This window comes from Exiguobacterium mexicanum, assembly GCF_005960665.1.
Taxonomy (GTDB): domain Bacteria; phylum Bacillota; class Bacilli; order Exiguobacteriales; family Exiguobacteriaceae; genus Exiguobacterium; species Exiguobacterium mexicanum_A.
The window spans coordinates 1104196-1131195 of the sequence record NZ_CP040676.1 but is presented as its reverse complement, the minus strand read 5'-3'; the positions used below and the strand labels follow the sequence as shown (position 1 = coordinate 1131195).

The window sequence follows — 27000 nt, the reverse complement described above, 5'->3', positions numbered from 1 at the left end:
TCTTGCTTTATCCGTTGATGACTGCTTTATGACCCTCAAGCGTGACGCCTTTAGCTTGGCACACTTTACAGATGCCGTGAAACGTCAAGCGATGGTCTTTGATTAAAAATTCGTATTTGCTTTCGACTTTCTTCTCAACGTCGACGAGCAAGTCTTCCATGATCTCCTCGACCGAACCGCACTCGACACAGACGAGATGATGGTGCGAATGGTTCGCGCCTTCTGGTCTGAGGTCGAAACGGGCAACGCCGTCACCGAAGTTGACTTTGTCGACGACACCGAGCTCGGTCAAAAGCTCGAGCGTCCGGTAAACCGTCGCGAGCCCGATTTCCGGAGCGATGCCTTTGACGAGCATGAAGACGTTCTCCGCACTCAAATGATCCGTTTCATTCTCAAGTAAGATGCGGACCGTCGATTCTCGTTGCGGTGTCAATTTATATCCTTTGGCGCTCAATTGCTGTTTGATCCGTTCAATTCGCGTTTCCATAAGGCGCCCCCTCTTTGCATAATTCACTATTCAAAGCATACCGAAGTTCGTTCGGTTTTTCAAATTAAAATGATTCCTATGTAAGTGTAACATATGTCACTCTAGTTTAGAATCATTTCAATTTAGATAATTGCCACCATTGAATCGCCATGATCGTCTTCGCGTCGGTGATTCGTCCGCTCGCTAACAAGTCGACCGCCTCGTCGAACGTAAAGCGTTGGACTTGTAAAAATTCATCTTCATCGAGGTTCATCACACCGGCCGTCAAGCCGCGTGCGACGTAGACGTCGACCCGTTCGCTACAAAAGCCGGGTGCCCCGTAAAACGAGAAGATTTTTTCAAGATTCTCGGCCGTATAACCGGTCTCTTCTTCGAGCTCGCGCTTCGCGCTCGCAAGCGGTTCCTCACCAACTTCCAATTTTCCGGCCGGAATTTCGAGCGACATCGATTCGAACGCTTTCCGGTACTGCTCGACGAGGACGATGCGGTCGTCTTCATCGACGACGAGGACGGCGACGGCCCCGTTGTGATAGACGAGTTCGCGGACCGACGTCCCTCCGTTCGGGAGTGACACGACGTGCTTCTCCACGTTAAAGATCTTTCCTTCGTAAATGACTTCCCGTTCAATCGTTTTCTCTTCCATTGTATGTACCCCTCACCTTTTCCTATATACTGTAATTATGATTCATATTGACAGACGGAACAAGGAGGAATTATCAATGGCAGAGTTAGGATTAGGAACTATGTCGATTTTGAAACATGGCGAGGCGGAAGCGCGACAGATTTTAGAGGCCGCCTATGCGGCTGGCATCCGCCACTTTGATACGGCCGACGTCTATGACCACTTCGAAGTCGAAAAACTCGTCGGCTCGACGTTCGCCGGTCGCCGGAACGAACTGTTCTTGACCAGTAAAGGCGGGAATCAATGGACAGGGGACGGAATGCGTTGGAATCCAGCCCCCTCCTATTTAGAACAGGCCCTACACGATTCTCTCGAACGCTTACAGACAGATTACTTGGATTTATATTACGTTCATGGCGGCACGATGGAAGACGACCTGGACGCGACAATCGATTTCATGCGTCGACAGAAACAAGCTGGCGCCATCCGCCAAATCGGACTGTCCTCGATTCGCCCGAACGTCATCCGCTACTGGCTCGAACACGGAGAGCTCGATGTCTTGATGACCCCGTACTCCCTGCTCGACCGCCGCATCGAAACGCTCGAACTCGACATCCCGATCGTCGGGCGCGGTCCGCTCGCCAAAGGCATACTGACCGACGAATGGTCTGCCCGCTTGTCGGAGAAGGGCTTTGAATCTTGGACTGAAGCGGAGTTGCGCGACTTGATGCCGACGATTCCCGAACCGATTCAAGCGTACGCCCTCGCAGCCGCGGAGCGGACATGTGCCGTCGTCCTACCGGGCGCGTCCTCGGTCGACCAATTGAACGACTTGATCGCCGCTCATCAATACGCCGTCGATTCGCACAAACTCGACGATCTGTTGAACCGGCTGCCGGTCCAACCCTACACAAAACATGCGACCTGAACGTCAGGTCGCATGTTTGTCTCGCTGTTTCATCTGTTCGATGGCCCAATCAGCCCAACCGGCGTAATTTTCCATCATCCGGATGGCGTACTCGCTCGTCAGTAAATAACCGAGCGTGTCAGCCTCGGACTGGTGCGCCGCTTGAAACGCCCGAATCTGATGAGCGACTTGTTCATGATGCGCTTTCGTCTCCTCGACGTAACGGATCGCCTCGTCGAGCGGGAGTAGTTGCAGGAGGCTGACCCGTAGCAAGTTCTCATCTTTCATCTTCGGTTGGTACGAGGTCGGTTGCCGGAGCCAGTCGATTAGCTCTTGACGTCCCGCCTCGGTGATTGAATAAATCTTTTTATCCGGTAAGTCATGTTGAGCGACGTGCTCAGAGGAGACGAGTGATTCGTCTTCCATCTTTAACAGTTCGCGATAAATCTGTGTATGATGGGCGTGCCAAAAATGAATCATTTGTGCTTTGAACGTCGCGTTCAAGGCATAGCCGGTAGCGGGTTGATGGGTCAATAACCCGAGTAGTGCATGACGTAACGCCATAACCATCACCTATCCCTTGCGGTTCTATTTTTATAAGTGTATCACATATTGCGATACGACCGAGAATGCCAATCGGTTGACGCCCGTTACGAATACACAGACAATATATGTGAAGGGAGAGATTTTTATGAAACCGATCCAATCTGATCAACAATTCCAAGAGGCCATCCAAAATAAAGGTATGGTCATCTTTACGACATCATGGTGTCCCGACTGCCGTCGTCTTGATATGTACGTCGACGAACTAGTCAAAGATTATCCGCAGTTCAACTGGTACGTCGTCGACCGCGACGAGTTGCCTGAACTGTCGGACGCGCAAGAAGTCCGAGGCATCCCCTCACTTCTTTTCTATCAAGAAGGCGTCAAACAAGAACACCTCCACTCGGCGAACGCCAAGACGGAGATGCAAATCCGCTCGTTCCTCGATACGTTGAACGCGTAAACAAAAAGACGGCCGTCGTGGTCGTCTTTTTTTGTTCACTTGAAGCGCTCGAGATAACGCCGGTCGATGCGCCGCTTTAGCCAAAACGGCAGACGACCGTGCCATGTCAGCTTCCCGAACGTCAAGAGTGCCCGTCCTGGGGTCGTCAACAAAATATTGAGCGACGTCCGCGATTTGAACCGGCGTGGCGTACCGAGCAGTTGACGGGCGACATGCCGACCCGAACGGACGGCATCGACACCACCGTTCAATCGGGCCGCCATATCCCCGGTGATATAAATCTCGCGGTAGACCGGGTGTCGCAAATCGTCTTCCGTGTCGATGAACGCCCCATCGTCCGCAAGTCCAGCCTCAGACCAAAACTCATCAGGAACGACACCGGTCGCGTCTAAGACGAGTCCCTCTGTCTGAGTCCCTGGTTGGAACGACGTCAGAATGAGCATCACGCCGCTGCGGACGAGACGTCGCGCCATCTGTCGCCCGACATGACGGGGAAGTTCGGGTAAGATGTCACGAGCATAGAGCGTCACGCGTTGCTTCTGTCTGAGGCAAGCGAAGGCGAGTTCGACTCCGGCTTTGCCCCCGCCGACGATCGTGATTGCATCACTCTGTAAAATCTCGTCCAGCATGTTTGTCGTCATCGGTTTTAACCGGTTCCCGATCCCACGACTCTTCGCACCGGTCGCGAGCACGAGGATGTCATATGCGACGTGGCCGCGATCGGTTTCGACGAGGCGCGCATCCGGATCGAGACCGATCAGGCGCTCGGCGACGGGAGAGACGTCACGACGCAACCGCGTCGTCGCCGATTCCATCTCGCCAGCGATCACTTGAGGAAACGCACCCGTATAAATCGCCTCTCGTCCACCGATATACGACACTTCGTAGTTTTCGTTAAGCGCATCGAGATGTTCGAGAATCTCGAGCTGCCCATGACCGAGCCCGACCAAGACAAGGCGCGGCTTCATCTTAGAATCCGCCTTGCTTCAAACAAACGTTGGAGGATCGTGAACACTTCAAGCACGAGGAAAATCGTCGCGATGACGCCGATCCATGTCGGGAAAAGAATCATGAGCGTGAACAAGATGAAACATTCCGTCCGCTCCAAAATACCAGGCTGATAATAAAATGATTTCTCTGAACGGCGTGAGCTGCTCGCCCCGACGGCGAGGAATAACGTCATCGCCACGACGAACGACCCGAGCAAGAGCAGGAAGATCGGCATATGTTCAGGATGTCGTAGAGCGAGCGCGATGACGACGGCAATCTCGACGATACGGTCGAAGACGAGGTCGAGCACCGTGCCGAACCCCGTCTTTTGGGAGCGCCGGGCCATCGTCCCATCGAGGACGTCGAAGAGACCCGACACCCATAACAGCAACACGGCCGTCCACAACATATCGTTATAAATGAACAGACCGACCGAGACACCGATGATGCCTCCGAGGATCGTCACCTCGTTCGGGGTAAAGTTCCATTTCAAAAGCCGATCGGCCCCGCGCTCGATGACGGGACGGACGAAGCGGCTACCGTATGTGTCTAACATCAAATTCCTCCTTGTTTCTGTCGCAAATAATACGTCTCTCCGACTTTGAACGATTCGCTCCGCGGTAAGATGACATATTCCCCGGTCGGGCGCCGGTACTCGCCGAAATGATGCCCGAAGCGAATGAACGTCCGGACGAGCACGATCGAATCGGACGTCGCCTCTGTCGACACGTCGATATCGGTCGACGGAAGCAGCGTACCGCTCACTTCGACAAAGTCACCGAACGTCGACTCCGTCTCGGATAAACGTCCCGGCGTACCGGTCACCAGAACCCGACCCGTCTCGAGTAATGTCACCCGGTCGGCGACGAGCATCGCTTCTTCCCGGTCGTGGGTCACAAGGAGCGCCGTCAACTCGAGTTCACGGACGAGGTCACGAATCAGTCGTTGCAACTCGGATTTGAGACCGGGGTCGAGGTTCGTGAACGGCTCATCGAGCAGAATGAGTCGAGGCGCGGCAGCGAGCGCCCGGGCGAAGCTCGCGCGTTGCTGTTCCCCTCCAGACAATTCATGAATTTCAGCGTCGTAGCGGCCAGGAAGCTTGACCCGGGTGAGCCACGCTTCCGCTTCTTCCCGTGACCGGTTCGGCGTGGCGAGCGTCACGTTCTCGCCGACTGTCAGATGCGGAAACAAGAGCGGGGATTGGGACAACATCGTAATCCGGCGCAAGTGAGGCGGTACCCCATCGAGCGGTATCTCCTCCCACGTCACCGACCCGGCATCAAGTGTCTCAAGTCCGGCGACGATGCGGAGCAGTGTCGACTTCCCGGAACCGCTCACACCCACGAGGGCATGGATTTCTCCGTTCGGGATAGTGAGATCGATGCCGCACAACACATCGCGGTCTTTAAAACGTTTTCGTATTCCTGACAATACCAAGCTCATTGCAAACGCCCCTTCACCAATCTAATCCAGATGCCAAACATCGCACCGAGCCCGATATAAAATAAGGCCGGCAACGAGACGAGCACCCATGTATTTTGTAACGACAATGAGACGTCATTGCCTGCGTAGGCCTGATACAGTCGCGTTGTGACCGTCGGGACGAGTCCGGCCCCGATCAATTGGACGAGCACGAATTGACTCAACACGATGACGGTCGAGAACAAGACGATCGTCCGGACCGACTCTTTCATGAGCGGGAATAGGACGAACCCGATCCGGGTGAGCGGCGCGAGCGTCAGTGACTGTTCGAGGAGCGGTCTCCCGATCACGTACATGGCGTTGTATGCCAATCGAATCGAATACGGCAACGTCGTGACGAGTAGGACGAGCCCGACCCCCGTGTACGTCCCGATGAGTCCGACTTGGGCGAGGGCGATATACATGCCGAACATGCTCGCCAAGACGGGGATAAACAATGGCAGAAACGTGAGCCATTCGACCCACGCCTTCCATTTCGACTCGGTGAACAAGAGCCACCAGGCCGTCCCGATGCCGAGCCAAACGTTGATGAGCGCCACGGCGACCACGTAGACGACCGTGTTCAAAATCGCCTCGTCCCACGTGAGCGACGTCGGGAACGTCAAAAACAACCCGACGAATGGAAAGACGACGAAACAAGCGACGAAAAGTCGACTCATCGTCTCACCCCCCGTTCGATTCGGCGTCTCCGCTTAGCCGTCAAAGCGTAGGATGCGATGACGCCGCTGAAGATGAAAAATGTCCAAGCGAGCGCGACCGCATACGACTCGAATGCATTTAAAAACAGCCCGGTCGTCAACCGTTCATACGCGAGCACCCCGAGCAGTTTGGGGAATGTGACCCCCAATAAGGCCGGAACTTCATAAGCGAACGAAATGAACGCGACGAGCACCCAAAACGAGTCGAGGAGCGGTTTGACGAGGAACGGCCATTCGGCCACTTTAAATTGTTCGAACGGCGTCAGTTGAAGCGTCTTCGCCATGTCGACGTAACCCCGATTCAGTTGGGCATACGTCCCGATTACCATCAAAAACACGAACGGCACCTCTTTCCAAACGTACGTCAAAATGACGACGAGGTGGTGACGTTCGTTCGCCTCCACCACCCCATAGAACGGGAAGCCACTCGAGAACAAGACATAAAATAAATACGCGGCCGCGACGTGCGGGACGAACATCGGCCATCTGAGTAGCGACGCGAGCCATGTCGACCGGCGTCGGTACACCGACCGGGCGAGCCATGTCCCGATGACAAGGGACATGGCCGTCGAGACGAGTGTCACATACAGCGTCACGGCGAGACTGGCGCGCCAGGCCTCATCGTTCAACTCAGACCAGTCGAAGCCGACGGTCTCGTAGATCAAGAAGGCGACACCGGTGAACGGCAAGGCCAGAACGAACAGACTGATCCATAGACTACTGCGCGACACGTTCCCACTCCTCGCGAATTGCGTCAATCACGGCCGGCCCATAGTCGGGAATCGATCGTTCGGCGAGACGTTCCGGATCAGGATAAGTGACCCCGTCATCAAGCTTCAAGAAGGCGTCACGGTCGGACGCATCGAGTTTCGTCAAATCAAGCGATGTCCCGTCCCCCCAGTATGTCGCATCTTGTTTGGCGAGCTGGGCTTCCGGTGACAGTAACTCATTGATGACCACGAGCGCACCGTTAGGATTGGTCGCGTTGAACGGTACGGCGAGAAAGTGTGTCGAGGCGATTGAATGTTCGAGCACGAGCGCCCGTGTCCCGTTCGGAAACACGCCGTCATTGCGTTCCGCCTCGGCGCGCCGCTCATTGAAGCCCATCGTCATCCAAACGTCACCCGCGGCGTACAACTGGTCGAGTTGGGCGATTGACTTCGGATATGTTGACCCTTGTTTCCATAGGGTCGGCGACCACGTCGCAAGCTTCTCCCAGAACGCGTCTGGAATCTCACCGTCACCGCCCGCAGCCCCATACTCGGCGTAGAGCAGATGGCGGACGAACGCGTTCCCTGTGAAGTCTGTCACTTCAGGATACGTGAAACGGCCCGGATTTTCTTCGGTCCAACGATGTAATTCGTCGAACGTCGTCGGCGGATTTTTCACTTTGTCCGCGTCATAGTGCATGACGAACTGGACGTTCCCCCAGGCGACCTCGAGCCCGTCGGTCGGGGTGCCCGCATCAGTTGCCTGGGCTTCTTCGTTCAACAGCGCAGCGTTCGGGATTTTGTCGAGCAGGTCGCCTTGGAGCAACTCCGCCTCGGCGGCGTTACGGAAATTGTCCCCATTGATCCACATCAGATCGATGGTGCCTTCTTCTCGGTTCGCCCGTTTGTCGAGCGACAATTGGCGCACGAATTCGGCCGTGTCCATCGGGACGCGGTTCAATTCCACGTCATACGTCTCTTTCAGACGGGGCGCGACATATTCATCGATATAGCGATTGATGCCGTCATCGCCTCCCCACATATAGAAATTGACCGTCGACTGTTTCGCTTCTTCAGCCGCCTGTTCGAACGTCGGTGCGATTTCGGCGCGCGTCGTCCCGCAGGCAGCGAGGAAGACGAGTGACAGCATCAAGCCACATTGTTTCAATCGGCGCATCGTGTCTCCCCCTTTTTTCTCTGTGTTGACCCATTTACTTTCTGTCAAATCCCCGTTTTGCGAGCCGCTCGAACATGACCGGGCACATTGCGTACAGTTTTGCGCCAAGATTCATCCACCATGGGGCGTTCACTTCACGTTTTGTCGCCTCACATGCAGCGACGACGCGTTTTGCGAGACGATCGGGGTCGAGCATAATCGATTTCACGCTCGCCTCGTAACGTCCACTCTTGTCGGCCCGGAGAAAGAACGGTGTAGCGATCGGACCCGGATTGACCGTCAACACATGAATCCCTTCCGGCTTCAGTTCCAACCGAAGCGCGTTTGAGAACTGAAGTAACGCCGCCTTTGAACCGGCATAGACGGCCGACTTCGGCGTCGGTACTTTCGCCGCTTGCGAGCAGACGTTGATGATCGTGCTGCCGCGGCGCATCGACCGGGCACAGTCACGTGCGAGCATCATCGGGGCGATCGCGTTCAAGCGCATCGTCTCCTCGATGACGTCGGTCGATTGATCGACGACCCGGTCGAACTCACCGATACCGGAATTGTTCACCCAGACGTCGATTGGCCCGTATGTTCGTTCGACGTTTGCCACGAGCGTCTCGTATTCGGTACAGACGTCGGCGACGAGCCAATCGGCCGATAGTTTCGTGCCGAGTTCACGCAATCGGTCCTCACTTCGTGCAATCAATGTCAAGCGGGCACCCGCCTCATAAAAAGAATGCGCCAGCGCGGCCCCAAAGCCGCTCGACGCACCCGTGATCACAATATGTCTCATTCCACAAATTCCTCCGCTCTCATATAGATCCATTTTCCGTCCTTCAACCGTTTGACGACGCGGCCACGTTCCTCGAGCAACGTCAAGCGCGCGAACACCTCACTGAAGACGAGCGGCATCGCCCGACGCATCTTGCGGCCATAGAGGCGCATCGACCAATCGAACACGCTCAACCCGTCGACCCAATCGGCGAGCAGCAACTCACTCCGTTCATAACGCTGGGCGATGCGCGCCTCGATCAACGGTCGCGGTTTTTGAATCGGTTCCCCGTGCCCGCTCACGACGAGCTTTAAATCGACATCTTGAAGTTTTCGGAGCGAATCGAGATACAGGACGACCGGTGAGGCAAACCCTTCTTCCTCGTACGGTTGTTCAATGAGCGGGTTCGGTTCAACCGTATCGATCAAATGATCACCCGCGATCAAGACACCGCCTGGACCAAGCAGACCGAGCTGGTCACTCGCATGACCAGGCAGATGGATCGTCTTCCATGCCCCGTCACTCGTCACATCCTGACCGTCCTCGAACGTCATCGTGACGGTCGTCGGACCGATCCAACGAAGCGCTTCCCGATAATCAGGCAGTTTGTTCACAATCGACTCGGGTGTACCAAACCAGTGCGCCAAGTCGTGTAAGAACTGGTTGCCCCGTTTGATGAAGTTCGGTGTCTGTTCCAAATAGCGAACGAGCTTCTCGTGTCCATATACAGGAATCGAGGCGTCACGTAAACGCCAGGCCTGCCCTGCATGGTCGGCATGATGGTGCGTCAAAAATAAAAAATCAATATCCGCGAGATTCAGTTCGAGCTCGGCCAATTGTGTCGTCAATGAAGTCCACGCCTCTTCCGTGTCTGGTCCACAATCGACCATGAAGAAACGGTTCATATGTTCGACGACATAGACGTTCACGTTGCCGACCTCGAACGGCGTCGGTATATCGAGTCTTGCCAGTTGGCTTGAAATCCAGTTCGCCACGTCCCCACAACCCCTTCCACCTATCTTCACTCATTATACCTGTCGATCAGAATGGATTTCAATCACACAAAAAAAGGAGAGGATTTCTCCTCTCCAATCACTTATAAGTTGATGACGGTAACTTTATCGCGTGTCATCGTCTCGAGGCTGCGTCCAATCCCTTGGACCCCGAGGCCTGATTGCTTCACGCCGATGAACGGGAAGTGGTCAGGGCCGCGTTCTGTGCGACCGTTCACTTGGACTGTACCGACTTCGAGCTTGTCGGCGACCGTGAAGGCGTTGTTCACGTTTTGTGTGAACACGCTCGCTTGAAGACCGAACTCAGACTCGTTCGTGAGTTCAATCATCTCGTCGAGCGACTTGACGCGGATGACCGGCAACACCGGTCCGAACGGCTCTTCCCAAGCGACGCGCATCTCACGCGTGACATGGTCGAGGAGCGTCGGATGAAGGAGGTTGCCGTCGCGTTCGTTTCCGTGGACGACCGTCGCTTGTTTGTTGACGGCGTCGTCAATCAAACCTTGGACGTAATCTGCCGACTTCTTGTCGATGAGTGGGACGATAAAGCTGTTATCGACCGGTGAGCCGACCGTGAGCTTCTCGACACGTTCTTTCAACATACCGACGAGTTCGTCTGCTTGATGCTCGAGCACGAATACGCGCTTGATCGCCGTACAGCGTTGTCCTGAATACGAGAACGCCCCGCTGATGATTTGATCGGCAGCCAGGGTGAGGTCCGCATCTTCGAGGACGAGGGCCGGATCTTTCCCGCCGAGTTCGAGCACGACAGGTACCATCGATGCCTGTTGCGACAAGTGTTGACCTGTCCCGGTACCACCTGTGAATGTGATCATGTCGATGCCAGGGTGTGACGTCAAGTAGTCACCGATGACCGATCCGCGTCCTGTTACGAGGTTCAATAGACCGCTCGGGAGACCTGCATCTTGAAGCGCCTCGACCATTTTCACACCGCTGATAGCGCCTTGTGTCGCTGGTTTAAACACGACCGCGTTACCAGTGATAAGAGCCGGTGCGATTTTGGCTGCTGCCAAGTTGACCGGATAGTTGAACGGCGAGATCGCGAGGACGACACCGAGTGCTTCTTTCTTGATGATCGCCATCTTGTTCTTCGAACCGCCCGGGAATGAGTCGCCTTGCATGAATCCGCCTGTGAAGCGAAGTCCTTCTTCCGCCGTATAGCGAATGATTTCTGCTGTCCGGACGACTTCTTTCTTCGCATCGCTCAAGTTTTTCCCGACTTCGCGCATGATGATTTGACCGATCTCATCTACGCGCTCTTCGAGTTTGTCCGCCCAAGCATACAACAGTTCGGCACGCTTGTTGACCGGAAGCGCCGCCCATTCCTGTTGTGCGCTTTTCGCGCCGTGAATTGCCTCATCGACTTCATCACGAGACATCGCCTGGACATGTCCGACGACTTCTTCTGTATAAGGTGAAACGAGTTCGATTGTTTCGTTCGTTGTTGATTCCTGCCATTGTCCATTAATTAAATATGGATACGTGTTCATACTCATAATCTCTATCTGCCTCCTGAGTAAGCTTTGATATCTCGTTGCCACCCCCATTGTATGCAAAATCAAATCGGTAGAACAACTATAAAGATTCAGTTTATGTAATGTAAACGGTTACTCGTAAATTTTTTGTCAATTCCGCCTCGACTTTGACACTTTCAACTGTAGATGTTCATCAAATCGACCGATAGAAAGGAAGAGAGTACGTGAACTAGGAGGGACCACCAGTGAGCATGGATCATAATATTTTACTTGAGGCAGGCACGAACGAATTAGAAATCGTCATTTTCCAATCTGGCCCGTTCATTTTCGGGATCAACGTCATGAAAGTACGTGAAATCATCACGATGCTTCCCCTCACCCCGCTACCGGGTACCCCGGAAGCGATCATGGGGCTCATCGAGCTTCGCGGCGAGGTCATGACCGTCATCGATTTACCAATGGTCATCGGTCACCCGCGTGACGTTGGAGAGAACGACCGCTTGATCGTCTGTGAGTTCAACGGAGAGAAGTCGGTGCTCCGCGTCGATCAAGTGACCGAAATTAAACGAATCTCATGGGAACAGATTGACACGCCGTCCGATCTCGCGCGCGGCATGCAAGGCATCACGAACGGGGTCGTCAAAACGGGAGACCAGATGATTATCCTTCTCGATTACGAGCGGATTGCGCTCGAATTGTCACGAAAGGATATCATGGCCCGCGAATCGGTCAAACGGCTCGGTGCCCGGGAACGGTCGAACAAACAAGTGTGGATCGCGGAAGATTCAGAGATGTTACGGACGCTCATCATCGACACGCTCGACGATGCCGGCTACTTCAACACGACGATCTTCAACAACGGAAAGGAAGCGCTCGATGCGTTCGAACAGAGCGACGTTCATTGCGACCTGCTCATCACCGACATCGAGATGCCGCAAATGGACGGCTTGCATTTGACGAAACGACTCCGTGAGATGGACCAATTTGCCGACCTGCCAATCGTCATCTTCTCTTCACTCATCTCGGATGATTTGAAGCATAAAGGCGACGCGGTCGGGGCGAACGCCCAGATTACAAAACCAGAGATCGGCATGTTGATCGCCACACTCGACGAATTTTTAGCCTGATTTGAAAAACGGGATTTCGCCTCGCGGCGGAATCCCGTTTTTCCTATGGCAACTCGTTCAAGTGGGTGTCCCATTCTTGATCGAAGCGATGCATATCGGCTTCAATCTCATCGAGAATCGGTTCGAGGTTCGACGTCTCGTTCGTCTCCCCAGCCATTTCGAGCTGATGGAATCGAGCGGCCGTCTCATCGAGCCCGACAGAATAAGAGGCCCCTTTCAACAAGTGAGCAAGTTGTTCGATTTGTTCGTGATTTTGTTCACGCACCATCTGCTTCAATTCAGGGAACTTCGCCTCGAATTGACGCACGTACGTATCGGCAATCTTTTTCAAAAATTCTTTATTTCCGCTGGCGATTTGATGGAGCTCCGCCAACTTTTCTTCGTTAAACAGAGCATTATGGGGCGTTTGTGACAACTCCATCCCTCCTTTGACTCAATCCTACTACCATTCTTTCCCACTGTAGCATGTTTTCGAGAAAAAACAAAAAAACTCCTCCTTTTCCGATTGCACTCTCTCAATCCCCTACCTATAATTAGGTTGAGCTAAGGTAGGAGGAACATTATGCTAACGATTTACCGTACCGACGCATCTGGGCGTGTCGACGAAATCGACGACTTTGATAAAGGAAGCTGGATCCAACTCGTCAATCCGACGAAAGACGAGGCTGATCAAGTCATCGCCGCCTCCGGCATTCCTGAAGACTTCGTCTACGACCCGCTTGATATTGAAGAAAAACCACGATTTGAAAAAGATGATGAGGGGCTCCTCATGATCATCGACGTCCCGTACGTGGAAGAGGATGATACGGGACGCGCCTACAACACGATTCCCCTCGGTATCATCGTCACCGGCCGACATTTCATCACCGTCTGCTCACGAGACCTCGACGTGCTCAACCTGTTCGCCAACGGAAAAGCCCGGCTGTTCCGAACGAACTATCGGAGCCGGTTCGTCTTCCAGATTTTGCACCGAGTCAGCATGACGTACTTGCGTTTCCTTCGCCAAATCGACCGGCGCATGGACGAGCTCGAGCAAGAGTTGCAACGTTCGATGCGAAATCAGGAAATCTTTCAATTGATGAACTTACAGAAGTCGCTCGTCTATTTCATGACCTCACTTAAAGCGAACGACAGCGTCCTCGACCGCATCGTCAAGACACCGAGCCTCGAGAAGCACGAGGAAGACGAGGAATTGCTCGAAGACGTGTTCGTCGAGCACCGCCAGGCGATGGAGATGGCGTCGATCTATAACGACATCATCAGCATTAAAATGGACGCCTTCGGTTCGATCATCTCGAACAACGTCAACTTCGTCATGAAGTTCTTGGCCTCGATCACAATCGTGCTGAGCATCCCGACGATGATCTCTGGGATATTCGGGATGAACGTTCAAGTCCCATGGGAAGGCCAATCGATCGGTTTCGTGTTCGCGCTCGCGATGATGGTCGGCTTCTCAAGCCTCGCCTTTTATATTTTGTGGCGTAAGCGTTATTTCTAAAGAAAAGGAGGGTGTCGCCGGCTACGGTGACACCCTCTTATTTACATCAATTTGACCGTGACGAGACAAAGGTCATCGTCGATCTCGATTTTAGGGACGAGCTGTTCGGCGACATGGCGTGCGTAGTCGAGCCCGTAGGACGCGATGTCCTTCTCGAGCCAACGGATGCCGTCATCGATGTCTTTGCTGTAACATTCCATCAGCCCATCCGTATACATATGCATCGTCATACCCGGCTCGATGTCAATCACGTTTGACTCATAGTTCGGCTCCTCGAACATACCGACCGGCACTCCGGTCGTCTCGAGGCGCGTGACGCCTGTATCAGACGTCACGATGATTGGCGGATGTCCGGCGTTGACGTACTCGATTTGACGCTTCGTCGTATCGATATAGCAGTATACGGCCGTGAAGTAGCTCTGCATGTCCTCTCCCGAGAACAAGAACGTCATCTGGCGGTTCAACTCGCTCATCACATCGACCGGATATTGGACGTTGCCGACGAGGCCCGGTAAAATCGAACGAATGCCCATCGTAATCAACGCCGACGACACGCCATGCCCCATCACATCAAAGATGATGACGCCGTAGCGATCAGGTGCGACTTGGAACCAGGCATACATGTCACCGGCCAGTTTTTTAGACGGCAAATACAAGGCCCGGACGTCAATCTCATCGTTACTGATCGGTGGGGTCAAGGCACTCTGTTGAATCTTTTGCGCGAGATCGAGGTCATATTGAAGACGTGCCTCATATTTCTTCCGTTCATCCACGGCTGCTTTATAGCGAAGTGCCGAACGGATCCGTGCGAGCAGTTCCGTGATTTTAATCGGTTTCGTCGTATAATCGGACGCCTCAGCGTCAAGTCCTTCCGCAATCTGCTTTTCTTCGGTGCGGCCCGAGACCATGATCACGGGCAATTCCTCGTAACCGGTCATCTGTCGAATCCGTTTGCATGTCTCAATCCCAGAAATCCCTGGCATCTCGACATCAAGCAGGACAAGGTCGTATAGCGACGGGGCTTGCGGATCCATCAGGAGCGCGAGCGCATCTTCACCACTTGAGACCGAAATCGTCTCATAATCATGTTGATGCAATAATTGTTCGAGAACCATCGTATTGACCGGTTCGTCGTCCACAATCAAAATCGCCATAGTCATCCCTACTTTCTCTGTCAGTGTTCTTCTGCATATTATTGTATCATATCTAATCGCCTCATTAGGTATTTCAATGCTGTGACAGTTCGAAGTACCCGAAAGATGGAGAATCTCTTTCGTTTTTGGCATACTAGAAGTACGAAAGCGAGGAATGGCCCATGGGATGGATTTTTGCAGTGAGCGGTTTGATTATCTTGCTCGTCTTGATTGCCTCGATCGTCGTCATTCAAAAAGGATACGCCTACAAGGACAACAAAGACGACATCGTGCTCGATTACGAGGAGATTAACCGCCGCATCACCGAAGATGAGCAGCAGAAAAAATAAGAGCTATCCACGACGGATGGCTCTTATTTTTTATTTAAATTCGAATCGGAGCGCCCCTTTTTCAAGATAGAGCGCAGCGTCGAACGTCTTGTCCCCTTTTTTGAACGTATGCACGTTCGACTGGCCGCCGTTGATCATCTGTTTCAGCTCATCCTTGGCAATCCCGACGCCGAGCACTTGTTTCGACATCGTGAACTTGCACCCTTCGCGATAACCGCTGCAGCCGATAAACTTCGGATGCTCGACGAGCCCTTTGCCGCAGCTCGGACAGATGCCGAACGACGCTTTTGGCCGTGCCGCAGATTTTTTCCCGAAACGTCTTGCTTCGATCGTGTAGCCTTCCGGGTTTGCCGACTCGACACGCGCTTTCGCCTCTTCGACGAGATGAATCGACATCTTTTTCGCCTGTTCGATAAACTCGGCGGCGGATGCCGATGCCTGTCCAATCTCATGGAGCCGCTTCTCCCACTTCGCTGTCATGGCCGGCGAGGCGAGGATGCTGTCGCCGAGCACATCGATCAAGAGACGGCCCTTGTCGGTCGGGACGAGCTCTTTCTTTTGCAGGTCGACATAACCCCGTTTTTTCAATCCGTCGATAATATTGGCCCGCGTGGCCTCGGTGCCGAGCCCTTCGACTTCTTTCATGATGTGAATCAGTTCCTCATCATCGAGTTGCTTGCCGGCCACTTTCATCGCCATGATCAGTGCCCCTTCCGTATACCGTTTCGGTGGCTCCGTCTGTTTCGATAATACTTCGACTTTTTTTTCGGTCAACGGTTCACCGACCGTAAGTGCCGGGAGCTCCACGTCCTTGGACTTCATCTCGACGACTTGCCGGTACCCGGGGCTGACGACGACCGTCCCTTTCGCCCGGTATAGGTCGTCCCCGTCCATGAGGTCGACCGTCGTCTTCTCAAGCTTCGCCGGAGGGGCGAACGCCGCAAGAAAGCGACGGTTAATCAAATCGTATAGTTTTGCCTCGTCCCCGCTGAGCCGAGCCACATCGCCACACGCCTCCGTCGGGATGATCGCATAGTGATCACTGACCTTTTTCGCATTGACGTAGCGACTGTTTCGCGACGGATTCTCGGTCAACACGTCCTGAAGTCCGGCATAGGCCGCGGACTTCAACAGCCGGGCTTTCGTCTGCGGGAACAGTGTCGCTTCGTCCGGTGTGACGAAGCTCGAGTCGGTTCGTGGATAACTGATCCACCCTTTTGTATACAACTTTTGAGCGATATCGAGCGTCTTCTTCGCCCCAAAGCCGAACCGCTTGCCGGCCTCGGCCTGCAAACCCGATAAACTGAACCAAAACGGCGGGTATTCCGTCTTGTCCTCTTTGTCAATCGAACGGACAATCGCTGTCCCGGTCGCCCGGTTGACGACCGCATCGGCTTGTTCGCGTGTCTTCAGTTTCGTCGTCTTCCCGAGCGTGTATTTCGCTTTGAACGTGCCACGTCCTTTTTGAAGTGTCGCCTCGACCTCGAAATACGGCTCTGGGACGAACTGTTTAATCTCACGTTCACGATTGACGATCAAAGCGAGCGTCGGCGTCTGGACACGACCGAGCGAGAACACGTCCTCGATACCGATCGTCTTCAACAGCGTCGTATATGCCCTTGAGGCGTTCATACCGACGAGCCAGTCGGCACAAGCACGACTCATCGCCTCATGATAATAAGGGACGGTCTGGTCGCCGGGCAACAGTTCGGCGAAACCACGGTCGACCGCCTGTTCGGTCAAACTTGAGATCCAAAGGCGTGACAACGGTTTTTTATTGCCAGCGAGTCGTAAAATGAGCCGGACAATCGCTTCTCCTTCTCGCTCGGCATCGGACGCGATGATGATATCGGTGATGGAGCGATCGTGCAGCCATTTTTTGATCGTCTGGAACGGTTTCGATTTACCTTTCGAGATGCGATAGTCGAATCGGTCCGGCACAATCGGGAGCGACTCATATTTCCACGACTTCCATTCCGGTTTATAGTGGGACGGTTCTTGAAGCTCGCATAAGTGACCGACCGCCCACACGACGATGGCACCTTCCGGGAAACGGGCGCAAGAAGCAATCTCAATCTCGTCTTTTTTCTTTTTTGATGGATACGGCGCAGCCAGTTTTTGAGCCTGCGACGGTTTCTCCGCGATGATTAGTCTCATAGGATCCCTACTTTCAAAGTCATCCGAAATATCTCGTCGGAACGACACTTTCGAGAAAGAATGTATTTTCTTATCTATTCTATAATATCATTAGAAGAGTATGTACAACATAAAGGGGGATGTCGATTGTCTTATCTCATTTTATTCGCCGCTGTATTTTTCTTGTCGACGAGCGTATTATTCGTCAAATGGACGTCCGCACCGGCCGAGACGGCCGCGTTTTACCGAATGCTGATCACGTGTCTGATGTTGTTGCCGTTTGTCGACTTCAAGTCACTCATCGGGACGCGTCTCATGACGAGATATGCCTTGTTGCTCAGCGGGACGTTGTTGGCGTTCCACTTTTGGCTCTGGTTTTTATCGCTCGATTATACGACCGTCGCGAGTTCAACGTTATTCGTGACGTCGAGTCCGATTTTCGTTTTAATCGGGAACGCCTTGATTTTTAAAAAGAATCCGACCCGAAAAGGTTTAGCCTTTGCACTCATCGCCGTCCTTGGGGGCATGCTTGTCGCGGCGGGTGACATCCAACTTGGACGCGAAGCGCTCTTCGGGGACCTGCTCGCCTTAATCGCCGCCCTTCTTATCGCCGGCTATTGGCTCGTCGGTCAACACGTCCGGACCGAGATGAACACGAATACTTACTCGTTCAGCGTCTATCTCGTCGCGACGGTCGTCCTCTGCTTCATGCTCCTCGTGCGGGGGACGACGTTCACCGCGTTCGAATCGGTCAACTGGTGGTATTTCCTCGCCCTCGCCTTCTTCCCGACGATTTTAGGGCATAACTTGTTCAACTATGCGCTCGCCCGGGTCAGTGCCACCGTCGTCAGCATCACCATCCTTGGCGAGGCACTGTGGGGCATGCTGTTCGGGTTCGTCTTCTTCGACGAACGTCTCGGCGTAATGCAATGGATCGGCGCGGCCGTCCTGCTCGGCGGAATCTATTTGTTCCTAAAAGAAGACGCCCGTTCCACCAGAACGGACGTCGCTTTATAAGTTGGTCGCTTTCGCTTCGACTTCTTCCTCAGACGGGCGGAACAATAACTTGCGGTCCCACACCGCCATACCGACCGCCGTCAAGAAGGTCATGGCATCGGCGATTGGAAACGCGAGCCACACCCCGAACACGCCGAAGAAGTTCGGCAAGATGAAGACGAGCGGAATCGTATAGAGCGTTTGGCGCGACAGTGACAAGAACATCGCGACACGGGCCTTTCCGAGCGATTGATAAATGCCGTTGATGAGCATTTGCACGCTCGGGAGAAACGAGACGGCGAACAACACATGGATGGCCGTCACCCCGCCGGCAATCAAGTTCGCGTCGGTCGTGAACATCCGCATGAGCTGTTCCGGAATCAACTGGAGCGTCAGCCAGATGATGACCGCGATGGCAATCCCGACCCGCAACGCCGTCCAGATCGTCTCGCGCATCCGGTCGAATTGTCTGGCCCCGAAATTGTACCCGACGATCGGCTGCATGCCTTGAACGATGCCCATGATCGGCATCCCGACGAGCGCCATGAATTTATTGATGATCGCAAAGATGGCGAGCTCCTCGGTGCCACCATACGTTCCGAGCATGACGTTGACGCCGACGAATAGAATCGATTGCGACACCATCATGATGAATGAGGACGACCCAATCGCCATAATCTCTTTTAATTCGCCGAACCGTAGTCGAAACTTCCGCCATTGGAAGTCGAGCTCGGTCCGGCGATTTTTTTTCGCGAAGAAGAACCGAAGCATGAGGACCGATCCGACGACTTGGGCGAGCGCAGTCGACCAGGCCGCACCGTAAATGCCCCAGTCGAACGTGAAGATGAATAGCGGTGTCGTCACCAAATTGACGACGACGGTCGTGAGCATCACTTTCATCTGATAGGGCGCTTGCCCTTCAGCCCGTACCATCGCGCTCGCCGCGAGTGTGAACATGAAGAACGGCGAGCTGATCAGCACGACAGATAAGTATTGACGGCTCAGTTCCATGATGGCCGACGTCGCTCCGAACACTGTCAAAATGTCATCTAACATGAAAAAGGCGGAACTGACTGCGAAGGCCGCAAACACCCCGACGAGGACGAGGACGTTCAAGAACGTGACGGCGGCACCGGCATCATCCCCTTTACCTAGTTTCCGTGAACTGATCGAGGCGCCGCCCAACCCGACCGCGCTCGAGACGGCCATGAGAATCATCTGGATCGGGAAAGCGATCCCGATGGCGGCCACGGCGGTCGCCCCGATGCCGCGGGCGACGAAGATCGTATCGATGATATTGTAGAGCGCCGTCACCAGCATGCCGATCATCGCAGGTAGCGACAGCTTGAATAGCAGGCGTCCGATCGGGTCGGTCCGGAGCTGCTCCGTATTTTGATTCATGCTTCCATCCCCTTTTTCGTCTATGTTAATAGGGTAGCAAGATTGGATGGAACGGTCGACTATGTTGTCTTACCGGATGTGTCAGACCGGGCTCGGCACTGGAGGGCTCACGACGCCGGCTTTTCGTTTGCGCATAATGAAATCGGTCACGACCGGCTGCTCGACTTTGACGCGCACCGTCATCATCGCCTGGTTCGCCGTCTCAAGTCTTTCTCCCGACTCATCGTACAGCTCATCGATTCGCTGGGAGAAACGGACGAAGCCGGGGCCGAAGAACTCGACTTCTTCTCCGCGTCGGAAATGGTTCCGCTGCTCGAGTGTTGCCATTTGTGTCGTCGGATCATAGGAGATGACGCGTGCCGCAAATGCATATTGCGGGATGGCGCGCGGCTTGCCGAACAGTTGCTCGTTCTCGGTCGGGACGCCGTAATAGAATCCGGTCGCGAGTTCTCGTTGTGCCGCTTTCCAAATTTCTTCTTCCCACGCCGGGTCGAACTCGAACCCTTCAGGATCGGCGCAGTAGGCGTCGATGACTTGACGGTAGACGTTACAGACGGTTGCCACATAGTGAATCGATTTCATCCGTCCCTCAATTTTCAAGCTGTCGACGCCAGCATCGACCAAGTCCGGGATGTGGCGTACCATCGCCAAATCGACCGAGCTCATCGAGAACGGTTCCTCGTCGCGTGCCGCCATCTCGTCGGTCAACAGCTCGTCCGCCTCGAAGAAACCATATTTCCAACGACAAGATTGGGCACAGCCACCCCGGTTCGCATCGCGGAGCGCCATATGATTTGATAACGTGCAACGCCCCGAGTACGAGATGCACATCGCCCCATGGATGAACGTCTCGATTTCGACATCGACTTGCCGTTTCATTTCTTTGATTTCCTCCATCGAAACTTCGCGGGCGAGGACGATTCGCTCCAATCCTTCCTCTTGCCAGAAACGGAGTGTCTCGTAATTTGTTGCTGACGCCTGCGTCGACAAGTGGACCGGAAGTCCCGGTGCATCCGTGAGGCACACCTCGATCATGGCCGGATCGGACACGATGACGGCATCGATGCCGATATCGCGAAGCTTGCAAAAGAACTCGCCAGCACCGTCGATATCCCCTTCATGCGTCACCATGTTGGCCGCGACATACACTTTTGCGCCACGAGCATGGGCGAACGCGACTCCTTCGGCCATCTCTTCATAACCGAAGTTACCCGCCCGGGAACGGAGCCCGAACTGTTGCCCCCCGATAAAGACCGCATCGGCCCCGTACAAAATCGCCATCTTCAATTTTTCTAAGTTCCCAGCTGGTGCTAATAGTTCTGGACGTTTTTTCATCTCGGTTCCCTCACTTGATCTCTTCTGGATTTCGTAACAACAGTCCGGTCCCGAGCCGGAATTGTTCAGGTTGGAGTTCGGCGAGACGCCGTTCCATGCCATGACGGTCGAACCGCCCGTTCAATAGATCCGACCGGGCTTTATCGAACAGACGGACGATGTCGACGAACGCATCGCCCGCATGCCAGCCTTCGAGTTTCCACGTGTGCAACCCGCCCTTCAAGAGCGTGGGCAATTGTCCCATGAGTGTCAAATCTTCAGAGAAGACGTGTGTACCGTTGTCGTCTTGATAGACGGGGTAGCGACTGTCCGCATCCGACGGTTCGCTCACATAATACTCTCGTGCTTCTGCCAATGTGTTCGACCGGCCGATCTCGTTGAAGTAGTTCGTCAAGAGCGGACGTTTCGAATGATGGATGCACGTCGGGCCATACACTTGCACTTCGACCGGCAAACCGATCTGTTGTTGGATCATCCCGAGTTCGGTCAACGTCAGTTCACGGGCTGTGATCGCCCCGATGGCGTCACGCTTCCCCCAAAACTGAATGTGTCTCGCCGACGTGACGAGCGTTTGAGCATCATACCAATAGGGGATATTGGCATTACGGATCAGACGGATGGCGCCAGGGTCGCCTGCCGTCACACTGTCGATTCCGATCGCTTTGAGTTCCTGCAAATATTCAGGGAGCGTCTCGATCTGCTCGTTATGCATCAAGTTATTGACAGCGACCGTCACTTCTTTGCCGTATCGGTGGGCTACTGCTGTGACTTCTCGCACAGCCGGAAGTGACCAGTCACCTTTGTGGCGTAACCCGTATTTTGAATCTCCGATATAGATGCGGTCGGAGCCCGCCATGATTAGCGCCTCTGCTTGCTCGACGCTTTGTGCCGTAGTCACTAGCTGAATCATCATTTGCTTTCTTCTCCTCACTTTGTGAGTCTAATCACATATTCTTGCTATACTCTAGCACACGTTTTGATGTGGTGGCCGTGCAGGAATTTAACAACTCGTGAAGAAATCAGTAACAATGTATGACTTTTTACATCGAAGGAGTGGACGATTTTGACAAAAACCGCCTTAATTACTGGAGCCTCGACCGGAATTGGCCTCGATCTTGCCGTTTTAGCGGCCCGGGACGGGTTTGACTGTATCCTCGTGTCTCGCAACGAGCCCCGTTTGCACGAATTGAAAAAAGTACTTGAGAAGCGGTACCGTGTCCACGTGCACGTATTCGCCCTCGACTTGTCTGAACATCAGGCCGCAAAACGACTGACAAACGCGATTGAAGACGCCGGACTGACGGTCGACTTTTTAATCAACAACGCCGGTTTCGGGACGGCCGGCGAGTTCATCGACCTCGACGCCGAGACCGAGGCCGAAGAGGTCCGCTTGAACGTCAACGCCTTGACCGAACTGACGAAAGCCTACTTACCTGGCATGGTCGAGCGAAATCATGGTTATGTCTTAAATGTCGCCTCAGTCGCCGCCTTCCAACCTGGCCCTTACATGGCGGTCTATTATGCGACGAAAGCGTACGTGTTGTCACTCACCGAGGCGCTCCATGCCGAAGTGAAAGGAACAGGTGTGAACGTGAGCGTCCTGTGCCCGGGACCGACCGATACCGGTTTCTTCAATCGTGCCGGCAGCGAAATGATGGTGTCGAAAATGCCGTCCCACCTCGTCGCCTTCTTCGGCTATAAAGGCGTCATGAACAACAAACGCGTGGTCGTTCCCGGCGTCTCGAACCAGTTGCTCGTGGCCGCGGCCAAACTCATGCCTAGGGCGGTCAGCCTCGAGATCTTGCGCCGGTTCCAAAAACCGTCAGATGCCGGAATGGAAGATGTGCCGACGACCTGACAATCATAATCAATAAAAAGGAGGAGGTTCCCGTTGTGGGACCTCCTCCTTTTACGTATAGTGATTGTTCAATGTCGAGCCAACTGCACCATGCGCCGAATCAGTGCAACACCCGGAATACACACCATCAGAGCCGTCGCCACGATGACTGCCCAGGCCAACACGCTCTCGAGCGTGACCGCTCGCTCGGCCAGTCCGTCAAGGACGCGTCCCCCTTGTACAGACAGGACGATCATTAGTGCAGGCCATACACTCGCGCCGAGAATACTGAGCATCCCATAGCGCGTTCGAATGAGACGACGAGACATCAACAATAAATTGAGTCCCATAAACAACAGTCCAATGAAAAGAAACCAACCGATTTCAACTAGATTGACGTATCCGCTCATGCACGCGTCACCTCACTCGGTGTGATATCTACTTGTTACCCGTCTTCTCGTACAAATATGCGAACGAACAGATCGTGCAATAAGACGAGAAAGATGGCATTCCCGATGCCATGGGCCATATCGAACGGCAAACTGAGCACGAGCAATTTGACGAAGTCGATCCCGATCACCTCGGCGAAGGACAGGTTGGCCGTCCATCCGAATAAAAAGCCGGCCCCGAGACCGACGGCGGCAAGGAACAACCGGGAGCGACGGAGCAATGGCTTCAAGAACGAGACGACGACGACGACAAGGAGCCACCCTAAAAATTGAAACAGAATGAACGGGCCGACCCCGAGCAACAGACCTGATAAAATCGGAACGAACAATGCCAACATGGCCCCACTCGTGAATCCAAAATAAAGGGTCGTCAGCATGAGCAGCGCTGTCGAAGGTTGGACATTCGGGATGGCCACGAACAGCCAACGTCCGATGACCGCGAGAGCGAGAATTTGCGTCAAGACGGCAATCGGGGCGTCACTCCGTTCGAACCTCGACATGACCCCCGCTGCAATCAAGAGGATGAGGACATATGTGACCATAGCGCACTCCGTTTCATATAGTCGCTGCGATCCCCATCAAAGACGAGCATCCCGTTCGACAGGCAAATGATGCGGTCTGCCGCCTCAATCAGTTGCTCGTCATGGGTGGCACACATGATGTGCGCCGTCCCGGCTTTCTCGATTAACGCCCGTTCAAACTGAGAGCGCTCTTGCTCGGTCAAGCCCACGCTTGGCTCGTCCAACAAGAACAGAGATGCCTCAGAATCGAATATGGCTTGCAGTTGAGCGAGACGACGATTCGTCGTATGCAGGAACGGACCAAACTCTTGCTCGGCCGGTAAATAAACCGGCCGCTCGGTCCATTTGACCTTCCCATACAACGGACGCACGCTTTTGGCAATCAATTCGAGCAACGTCGACTTCCCGCTACCATTCGTACCGATACAGACGGTCAGACCCGGCCCCTTCATTTCGTAAGACACATGCTCGACCGCATAGGACGCCTGTAACGGGTGGCGATAGGACACGTCCGTGACGACAAGTTGAGGCTGATTCATGGTCGGATTGACGTGAAACGCGCCGGACGGACTATGTTCGCGCGCCCTATCCGTGTAAGCAATCCGAACGCCGAGCCCGGTCAGCCTGCTGAGCAACATCGTTAAATGCTCGACCCGAAACCGATCTAAATGTCGAAACGGCTCAATCAAGACGAGCGCCTCGGCTGAATCGGCGAGGGCGTGAGCGATGTGGACGAGTTGCCGTTCTCCACTTGAGCACTCATCGAATCGCTTATGAAATAGATGATCGATTTGAAGAATGGCAGCCAGTTCGGCTCCTCGCAGGGCGTCACTCCCAGAAATGAGCGATGAAACCTTCCCGGCAAGCGGGGTATCAAGGCGGATGACTCGCGCTCGTTCTTCCCTCACCCACTCATCGAATTCATCATGTCCGTCTGTCAAGGATAACCAACGCATCGCGCAACCCTCCTTTCGTCAAATATGGATACAGTAACCACACGACCGGCACTCCCATCGAGGCGATCGCCACGAAACCGAGCAAGACGAGGCATTGGACGGTGTCATGCCGTTCGAAACGTCGCATTCGATTCGTCACGTACACCGGTTCAAGGCGTTGACTGTCGATACCGACCACGATCGCCTCTTGCCACTCGCGCCTCGGATGGCTCGCAATGGATAATCGCACCGCCCGCTCCATCGACGGGACGAGGGCCCATCCCCCATAGAGCAACCGGGTCGAACGCGGCCATCTGTTCAAGAACGGAAGCAATCGTTCGAGTCGCATGAACCGGTTCACCCAGATCATACCGAACAAAAATGTGGCTAATGGAATCAATTGATTCGTGATGCCCATGAGAGAGACGTTCCACCCAAAAACAATCGGTGCAAACGAGATCAGCATGAACGCGGCCAAAACACCGAGCATCGCCAGCGGAAACCGTCGTTCGAGGAGCAACAGGCCGACAAGTCCAAGAAGGAACCAGACCGAGTCATTTAAATAAGTCAGGATGAACAGATGGGCCACTAAGAAGAAAAGGAGCGTGACCGGATGTCTGCGCTCCCAATCTGCCTTATTCGAAGAAAGAAATCGCATCTTCTTCGAAACGCCATTGAATAATATCGGTCGATTCGACTTCTTTGGCCCCAGCGCCTTCGTCGCCCGGGCTTCCATTAAAGGCGTAGACCCAGCCCGACGATTGACCGGCCGACTTCTCTTGAATGCCGTCGATCGCCGTCACGTACGTCATCTCCCCGCTACCGACCGATTCGATGTCGAGTTCAGTCGCTTCAAGGGCATCGAGCACTGTCGCCCCGTCCTCTAAACAGACGCTCTTCTCATGGAACAACGTCTCCTCGGTCGCAGCATCATAAACGGAAATCGTCGGTTCGACGTCACAGGCCGCATCTCCGTTCGTCGTTTCTTCCCCGCCGCATGCGGTCAAAAGTGGGACGAGTAAACTCATCAGGAGCAGTTTTTTCATTGGTCGGTCAAATCCTCTCGTTGATGGATAGAATAATTGTATAGAATCGTATATTTTTCACCAGTCGTCCGGCCTTCTTGACTGAGCCCAGACAATTGGATGCTGTTGGCGAGCACAGGTTCTCGTTGCAACCAGAACTTGACGAGCCTGCGATCACGATTGATCATGAGCATCGACTCGTTCTCGAACGTGTACATGTCGTACAGGCCGTCAAACGAGAACTGGAGAAGCGGCGCGTCGACTCGGTCCGCAAATTCAGACCAAGGCGTGTCGCGTACGGCATCGAGCATATGTTCAAAGTCGACGAGCTTCTCGAAAAACGCACTTCCCGAGTCCATGTTCAGCTCGTCGACTTGGCGATACGACAACTCACCGGACTCGTCATAGTTGATTCGAATCTGTTGAAACGAGTTCGAGCGCTCGACCATGAGCAAATATTCGAGCGAGCGGAGTTCCCCGTCCTCGGTGAACACCATCTTGCTTCGGTCGAGTTTAATCGAGTCACTATTGATGCGACGTAAGATATTGTCCGTCATCCGGTCAAATGTCTCGTCTTGAATCGACACCGCCCCGATTTGTTGCGACTCGGCCCGGAACTCAGATTGATCAAACAACGGGACGAACAACAAGACGATGAAGAAAAAGAAGCCGACGAGCGCACCGTACCATTTATAGCGGCTATTTCGTTTCGGAAAAAACAAGAATGACATGAGAAAACCGATGGGGATATGGAACCCGCCAATCGGGAACGACACGATTCCGAGCAAAGAGAAAAATAAAAATTTAAAGAAAAAGTTCGGTTCGGGTTCTTTCAGTTGATTCAAGCGTAAACCTAGCAACGTACTGATGACAAAAAATCCAAGCCATACGTATAGTTGTACTGTCACG

General features: G+C 53.9%; 31 protein-coding genes. 7 read left to right on the top strand and 24 right to left on the bottom strand.

Annotated elements, in window-relative coordinates; translation table 11 throughout:
- Positions 1–7: 7 nt before the first annotated feature.
- Positions 8–487 (bottom strand): ferric iron uptake transcriptional regulator, encoded by a 480-nt coding sequence (locus FED52_RS06230; protein ID WP_024371580.1) that lies wholly within the window; start codon positions 485–487, stop codon positions 8–10.
- Between the two features lie 112 nt (positions 488–599).
- The gene (locus FED52_RS06225) at positions 600–1130 is read right to left on the bottom strand and encodes an NUDIX domain-containing protein (protein ID WP_138859318.1); all 531 of its coding nucleotides are present in this window, start codon (positions 1128–1130) and stop codon (positions 600–602) included.
- Positions 1131–1206: 76 nt separating this feature from the next.
- Here FED52_RS06225 and FED52_RS06220 point away from each other — a divergent pair, with 76 nt between their 5' ends.
- On the top strand, positions 1207–2037 hold the full coding sequence (locus FED52_RS06220; protein WP_240731321.1) for an aldo/keto reductase: 831 nt from the start codon (positions 1207–1209) through the stop codon (positions 2035–2037).
- A gap of 3 nt (positions 2038–2040) precedes the next feature.
- Here the strand turns inward: FED52_RS06220 and FED52_RS06215 are convergent, their stop codons facing one another.
- Positions 2041–2580 (bottom strand): PadR family transcriptional regulator, encoded by a 540-nt coding sequence (locus FED52_RS06215; protein ID WP_034777872.1) that lies wholly within the window; start codon positions 2578–2580, stop codon positions 2041–2043.
- A 127-nt stretch (positions 2581–2707) separates the two neighbouring features.
- Here FED52_RS06215 and FED52_RS06210 point away from each other — a divergent pair, with 127 nt between their 5' ends.
- The gene (locus tag FED52_RS06210; protein ID WP_138859316.1) at positions 2708–3022 is read left to right on the top strand and encodes a thioredoxin family protein; all 315 of its coding nucleotides are present in this window, start codon (positions 2708–2710) and stop codon (positions 3020–3022) included.
- A 35-nt stretch (positions 3023–3057) separates the two neighbouring features.
- Here the strand turns inward: FED52_RS06210 and FED52_RS06205 are convergent, their stop codons facing one another.
- The 9 genes from FED52_RS06205 to FED52_RS06165 form a co-directional block, all read right to left on the bottom strand.
- Positions 3058–3990 (bottom strand): NAD(P)/FAD-dependent oxidoreductase, encoded by a 933-nt coding sequence (locus tag FED52_RS06205; protein WP_138859315.1) that lies wholly within the window; start codon positions 3988–3990, stop codon positions 3058–3060.
- Positions 3987–4568, bottom strand: coding sequence for a CDP-alcohol phosphatidyltransferase family protein (locus tag FED52_RS06200; protein WP_138859314.1), 582 nt, complete (start codon positions 4566–4568; stop codon positions 3987–3989). The genes FED52_RS06205 and FED52_RS06200 overlap by 4 nt, the downstream gene beginning before the upstream one ends.
- Positions 4568–5455 (bottom strand): ABC transporter ATP-binding protein, encoded by an 888-nt coding sequence (locus FED52_RS06195; protein ID WP_138859313.1) that lies wholly within the window; start codon positions 5453–5455, stop codon positions 4568–4570. Before FED52_RS06195 ends, FED52_RS06200 begins: the two co-directional genes overlap by 1 nt.
- Positions 5452–6153, bottom strand: coding sequence for an ABC transporter permease (locus FED52_RS06190; protein ID WP_138859312.1), 702 nt, complete (start codon positions 6151–6153; stop codon positions 5452–5454). The genes FED52_RS06195 and FED52_RS06190 overlap by 4 nt, the downstream gene beginning before the upstream one ends.
- The gene (locus tag FED52_RS06185; RefSeq protein WP_138859311.1) at positions 6150–6923 is read right to left on the bottom strand and encodes an ABC transporter permease subunit; all 774 of its coding nucleotides are present in this window, start codon (positions 6921–6923) and stop codon (positions 6150–6152) included. Before FED52_RS06185 ends, FED52_RS06190 begins: the two co-directional genes overlap by 4 nt.
- On the bottom strand, positions 6910–8079 hold the full coding sequence (locus FED52_RS06180; protein ID WP_138859310.1) for an ABC transporter substrate-binding protein: 1170 nt from the start codon (positions 8077–8079) through the stop codon (positions 6910–6912). The genes FED52_RS06185 and FED52_RS06180 overlap by 14 nt, the downstream gene beginning before the upstream one ends.
- 34 nt (positions 8080–8113) lie before the next feature.
- The gene (locus FED52_RS06175) at positions 8114–8860 is read right to left on the bottom strand and encodes an SDR family NAD(P)-dependent oxidoreductase (RefSeq protein ID WP_138859309.1); all 747 of its coding nucleotides are present in this window, start codon (positions 8858–8860) and stop codon (positions 8114–8116) included.
- Positions 8857–9834, bottom strand: coding sequence for an MBL fold metallo-hydrolase (locus FED52_RS06170; protein ID WP_138859308.1), 978 nt, complete (start codon positions 9832–9834; stop codon positions 8857–8859). The genes FED52_RS06175 and FED52_RS06170 overlap by 4 nt, the downstream gene beginning before the upstream one ends.
- A gap of 101 nt (positions 9835–9935) precedes the next feature.
- Entirely contained in the window at positions 9936–11372 is a 1437-nt protein-coding gene (locus FED52_RS06165) for an NADP-dependent glyceraldehyde-3-phosphate dehydrogenase (RefSeq protein ID WP_138860294.1), read from the bottom strand.
- Positions 11373–11599: 227 nt separating this feature from the next.
- Between FED52_RS06165 and FED52_RS06160 the strand changes: the two genes are divergently transcribed.
- Positions 11600–12475 (top strand): chemotaxis protein CheV, encoded by an 876-nt coding sequence (locus FED52_RS06160; RefSeq protein ID WP_034777893.1) that lies wholly within the window; start codon positions 11600–11602, stop codon positions 12473–12475.
- A 43-nt stretch (positions 12476–12518) separates the two neighbouring features.
- On the opposite strand, the gene FED52_RS06155 is transcribed toward FED52_RS06160, so the two are convergent.
- On the bottom strand, positions 12519–12896 hold the full coding sequence (locus FED52_RS06155) for an Hpt domain-containing protein (RefSeq protein WP_138859307.1): 378 nt from the start codon (positions 12894–12896) through the stop codon (positions 12519–12521).
- Between the two features lie 141 nt (positions 12897–13037).
- Between FED52_RS06155 and FED52_RS06150 the strand changes: the two genes are divergently transcribed.
- Positions 13038–13973: a magnesium transporter CorA family protein gene (locus FED52_RS06150; protein WP_034777898.1), complete on the top strand. Its 936-nt coding sequence runs from the start codon at positions 13038–13040 to the stop codon at positions 13971–13973.
- 41 nt (positions 13974–14014) lie between these two features.
- Here the strand turns inward: FED52_RS06150 and FED52_RS06145 are convergent, their stop codons facing one another.
- Positions 14015–15127, bottom strand: a complete 1113-nt coding sequence (locus tag FED52_RS06145) for a PP2C family protein-serine/threonine phosphatase (protein ID WP_138859306.1) — start codon at positions 15125–15127, stop codon at positions 14015–14017.
- Positions 15128–15288: 161 nt separating this feature from the next.
- Between FED52_RS06145 and ytzI the strand changes: the two genes are divergently transcribed.
- Positions 15289–15456 (top strand): YtzI protein, encoded by a 168-nt coding sequence (gene ytzI, locus FED52_RS06140; protein ID WP_131436521.1) that lies wholly within the window; start codon positions 15289–15291, stop codon positions 15454–15456.
- A gap of 30 nt (positions 15457–15486) precedes the next feature.
- Here the strand turns inward: ytzI and FED52_RS06135 are convergent, their stop codons facing one another.
- The gene (locus tag FED52_RS06135; RefSeq protein WP_138859305.1) at positions 15487–17613 is read right to left on the bottom strand and encodes a DNA topoisomerase III; all 2127 of its coding nucleotides are present in this window, start codon (positions 17611–17613) and stop codon (positions 15487–15489) included.
- Between the two features lie 126 nt (positions 17614–17739).
- On the opposite strand from FED52_RS06135, the gene FED52_RS06130 reads away from it, so the two are divergent.
- Positions 17740–18609 carry a DMT family transporter gene (locus tag FED52_RS06130; RefSeq protein WP_138859304.1) on the top strand — a complete coding sequence of 290 codons (870 nt, stop codon included), beginning with the start codon at positions 17740–17742 and terminating at the stop codon, positions 18607–18609.
- On the opposite strand, the gene FED52_RS06125 is transcribed toward FED52_RS06130, so the two are convergent.
- From FED52_RS06125 to FED52_RS06115, 3 genes are all read right to left on the bottom strand, one after another.
- The gene (locus FED52_RS06125) at positions 18604–19989 is read right to left on the bottom strand and encodes an MATE family efflux transporter (protein ID WP_034777906.1); all 1386 of its coding nucleotides are present in this window, start codon (positions 19987–19989) and stop codon (positions 18604–18606) included. The genes FED52_RS06130 and FED52_RS06125 overlap by 6 nt on opposite strands.
- 81 nt (positions 19990–20070) lie before the next feature.
- The gene (locus FED52_RS06120; RefSeq protein WP_138859303.1) at positions 20071–21324 is read right to left on the bottom strand and encodes a peptidase U32 family protein; all 1254 of its coding nucleotides are present in this window, start codon (positions 21322–21324) and stop codon (positions 20071–20073) included.
- Between the two features lie 10 nt (positions 21325–21334).
- Positions 21335–22237, bottom strand: a complete 903-nt coding sequence (locus FED52_RS06115) for a peptidase U32 family protein (RefSeq protein ID WP_138859302.1) — start codon at positions 22235–22237, stop codon at positions 21335–21337.
- 150 nt (positions 22238–22387) lie between these two features.
- Here FED52_RS06115 and FED52_RS06110 point away from each other — a divergent pair, with 150 nt between their 5' ends.
- Entirely contained in the window at positions 22388–23182 is a 795-nt protein-coding gene (locus tag FED52_RS06110; protein WP_240731320.1) for an SDR family NAD(P)-dependent oxidoreductase, read from the top strand.
- A gap of 68 nt (positions 23183–23250) precedes the next feature.
- Here FED52_RS06110 and FED52_RS06105 read toward each other — a convergent pair whose 3' ends face one another.
- The 6 genes from FED52_RS06105 to FED52_RS06080 all read right to left on the bottom strand — a co-directional run bounded on the left by FED52_RS06105 (position 23251) and on the right by FED52_RS06080 (position 26999).
- The gene (locus FED52_RS06105; RefSeq protein ID WP_240731319.1) at positions 23251–23511 is read right to left on the bottom strand and encodes a hypothetical protein; all 261 of its coding nucleotides are present in this window, start codon (positions 23509–23511) and stop codon (positions 23251–23253) included.
- Between the two features lie 95 nt (positions 23512–23606).
- Complete coding sequence (locus tag FED52_RS06100; RefSeq protein WP_138859299.1) at positions 23607–24152, bottom strand: hypothetical protein; 546 nt, start codon at positions 24150–24152, stop codon at positions 23607–23609.
- The gene (locus tag FED52_RS06095) at positions 24125–25087 is read right to left on the bottom strand and encodes an ATP-binding cassette domain-containing protein (protein ID WP_138859298.1); all 963 of its coding nucleotides are present in this window, start codon (positions 25085–25087) and stop codon (positions 24125–24127) included. The genes FED52_RS06100 and FED52_RS06095 overlap by 28 nt, the downstream gene beginning before the upstream one ends.
- Positions 25056–25724, bottom strand: coding sequence for a hypothetical protein (locus tag FED52_RS06090; RefSeq protein WP_138859297.1), 669 nt, complete (start codon positions 25722–25724; stop codon positions 25056–25058). Before FED52_RS06090 ends, FED52_RS06095 begins: the two co-directional genes overlap by 32 nt.
- Positions 25702–26112 (bottom strand): DUF4430 domain-containing protein, encoded by a 411-nt coding sequence (locus tag FED52_RS06085; protein WP_138859296.1) that lies wholly within the window; start codon positions 26110–26112, stop codon positions 25702–25704. The genes FED52_RS06090 and FED52_RS06085 overlap by 23 nt, the downstream gene beginning before the upstream one ends.
- On the bottom strand, positions 26109–26999 hold the full coding sequence (locus FED52_RS06080) for a hypothetical protein (protein WP_138859295.1): 891 nt from the start codon (positions 26997–26999) through the stop codon (positions 26109–26111). The genes FED52_RS06085 and FED52_RS06080 overlap by 4 nt, the downstream gene beginning before the upstream one ends.
- Between the last annotated feature and the right edge of the window lies 1 nt (position 27000).

Excerpts from the sequence above, each read along its gene's own strand:
- FED52_RS06230 (WP_024371580.1), bottom strand. The coding sequence starts at position 487 with ATGGAAACGCGAATTGAACGGATCAAACAGCAATTGAGCGCCAAAGGA.
- FED52_RS06225 (WP_138859318.1), bottom strand. The coding sequence starts at position 1,130 with ATGGAAGAGAAAACGATTGAACGGGAAGTCATTTACGAAGGAAAGATC.
- FED52_RS06220 (WP_240731321.1), top strand. The coding sequence starts at position 1,207 with ATGGCAGAGTTAGGATTAGGAACTATGTCGATTTTGAAACATGGCGAG.
- FED52_RS06215 (WP_034777872.1), bottom strand. The coding sequence starts at position 2,580 with ATGGCGTTACGTCATGCACTACTCGGGTTATTGACCCATCAACCCGCT.
- FED52_RS06210 (WP_138859316.1), top strand. The coding sequence starts at position 2,708 with ATGAAACCGATCCAATCTGATCAACAATTCCAAGAGGCCATCCAAAAT.
- FED52_RS06205 (WP_138859315.1), bottom strand. The coding sequence starts at position 3,990 with ATGAAGCCGCGCCTTGTCTTGGTCGGGCTCGGTCATGGGCAGCTCGAG.
- FED52_RS06200 (WP_138859314.1), bottom strand. The coding sequence starts at position 4,568 with ATGTTAGACACATACGGTAGCCGCTTCGTCCGTCCCGTCATCGAGCGC.
- FED52_RS06195 (WP_138859313.1), bottom strand. The coding sequence starts at position 5,455 with ATGAGCTTGGTATTGTCAGGAATACGAAAACGTTTTAAAGACCGCGAT.
- FED52_RS06190 (WP_138859312.1), bottom strand. The coding sequence starts at position 6,153 with ATGAGTCGACTTTTCGTCGCTTGTTTCGTCGTCTTTCCATTCGTCGGG.
- FED52_RS06180 (WP_138859310.1), bottom strand. The coding sequence starts at position 8,079 with ATGCGCCGATTGAAACAATGTGGCTTGATGCTGTCACTCGTCTTCCTC.
- FED52_RS06175 (WP_138859309.1), bottom strand. The coding sequence starts at position 8,860 with ATGAGACATATTGTGATCACGGGTGCGTCGAGCGGCTTTGGGGCCGCG.
- FED52_RS06160 (WP_034777893.1), top strand. The coding sequence starts at position 11,600 with ATGGATCATAATATTTTACTTGAGGCAGGCACGAACGAATTAGAAATC.
- FED52_RS06155 (WP_138859307.1), bottom strand. The coding sequence starts at position 12,896 with ATGGAGTTGTCACAAACGCCCCATAATGCTCTGTTTAACGAAGAAAAG.
- FED52_RS06150 (WP_034777898.1), top strand. The coding sequence starts at position 13,038 with ATGCTAACGATTTACCGTACCGACGCATCTGGGCGTGTCGACGAAATC.
- FED52_RS06145 (WP_138859306.1), bottom strand. The coding sequence starts at position 15,127 with ATGGCGATTTTGATTGTGGACGACGAACCGGTCAATACGATGGTTCTC.
- ytzI (WP_131436521.1), top strand. The coding sequence starts at position 15,289 with ATGGGATGGATTTTTGCAGTGAGCGGTTTGATTATCTTGCTCGTCTTG.
- FED52_RS06135 (WP_138859305.1), bottom strand. The coding sequence starts at position 17,613 with ATGAGACTAATCATCGCGGAGAAACCGTCGCAGGCTCAAAAACTGGCT.
- FED52_RS06125 (WP_034777906.1), bottom strand. The coding sequence starts at position 19,989 with ATGAATCAAAATACGGAGCAGCTCCGGACCGACCCGATCGGACGCCTG.
- FED52_RS06120 (WP_138859303.1), bottom strand. The coding sequence starts at position 21,324 with ATGAAAAAACGTCCAGAACTATTAGCACCAGCTGGGAACTTAGAAAAA.
- FED52_RS06115 (WP_138859302.1), bottom strand. The coding sequence starts at position 22,237 with ATGATGATTCAGCTAGTGACTACGGCACAAAGCGTCGAGCAAGCAGAG.
- FED52_RS06105 (WP_240731319.1), bottom strand. The coding sequence starts at position 23,511 with ATGGGACTCAATTTATTGTTGATGTCTCGTCGTCTCATTCGAACGCGC.
- FED52_RS06100 (WP_138859299.1), bottom strand. The coding sequence starts at position 24,152 with ATGGTCACATATGTCCTCATCCTCTTGATTGCAGCGGGGGTCATGTCG.
- FED52_RS06095 (WP_138859298.1), bottom strand. The coding sequence starts at position 25,087 with ATGCGTTGGTTATCCTTGACAGACGGACATGATGAATTCGATGAGTGG.
- FED52_RS06090 (WP_138859297.1), bottom strand. The coding sequence starts at position 25,724 with ATGCGATTTCTTTCTTCGAATAAGGCAGATTGGGAGCGCAGACATCCG.
- FED52_RS06085 (WP_138859296.1), bottom strand. The coding sequence starts at position 26,112 with ATGAAAAAACTGCTCCTGATGAGTTTACTCGTCCCACTTTTGACCGCA.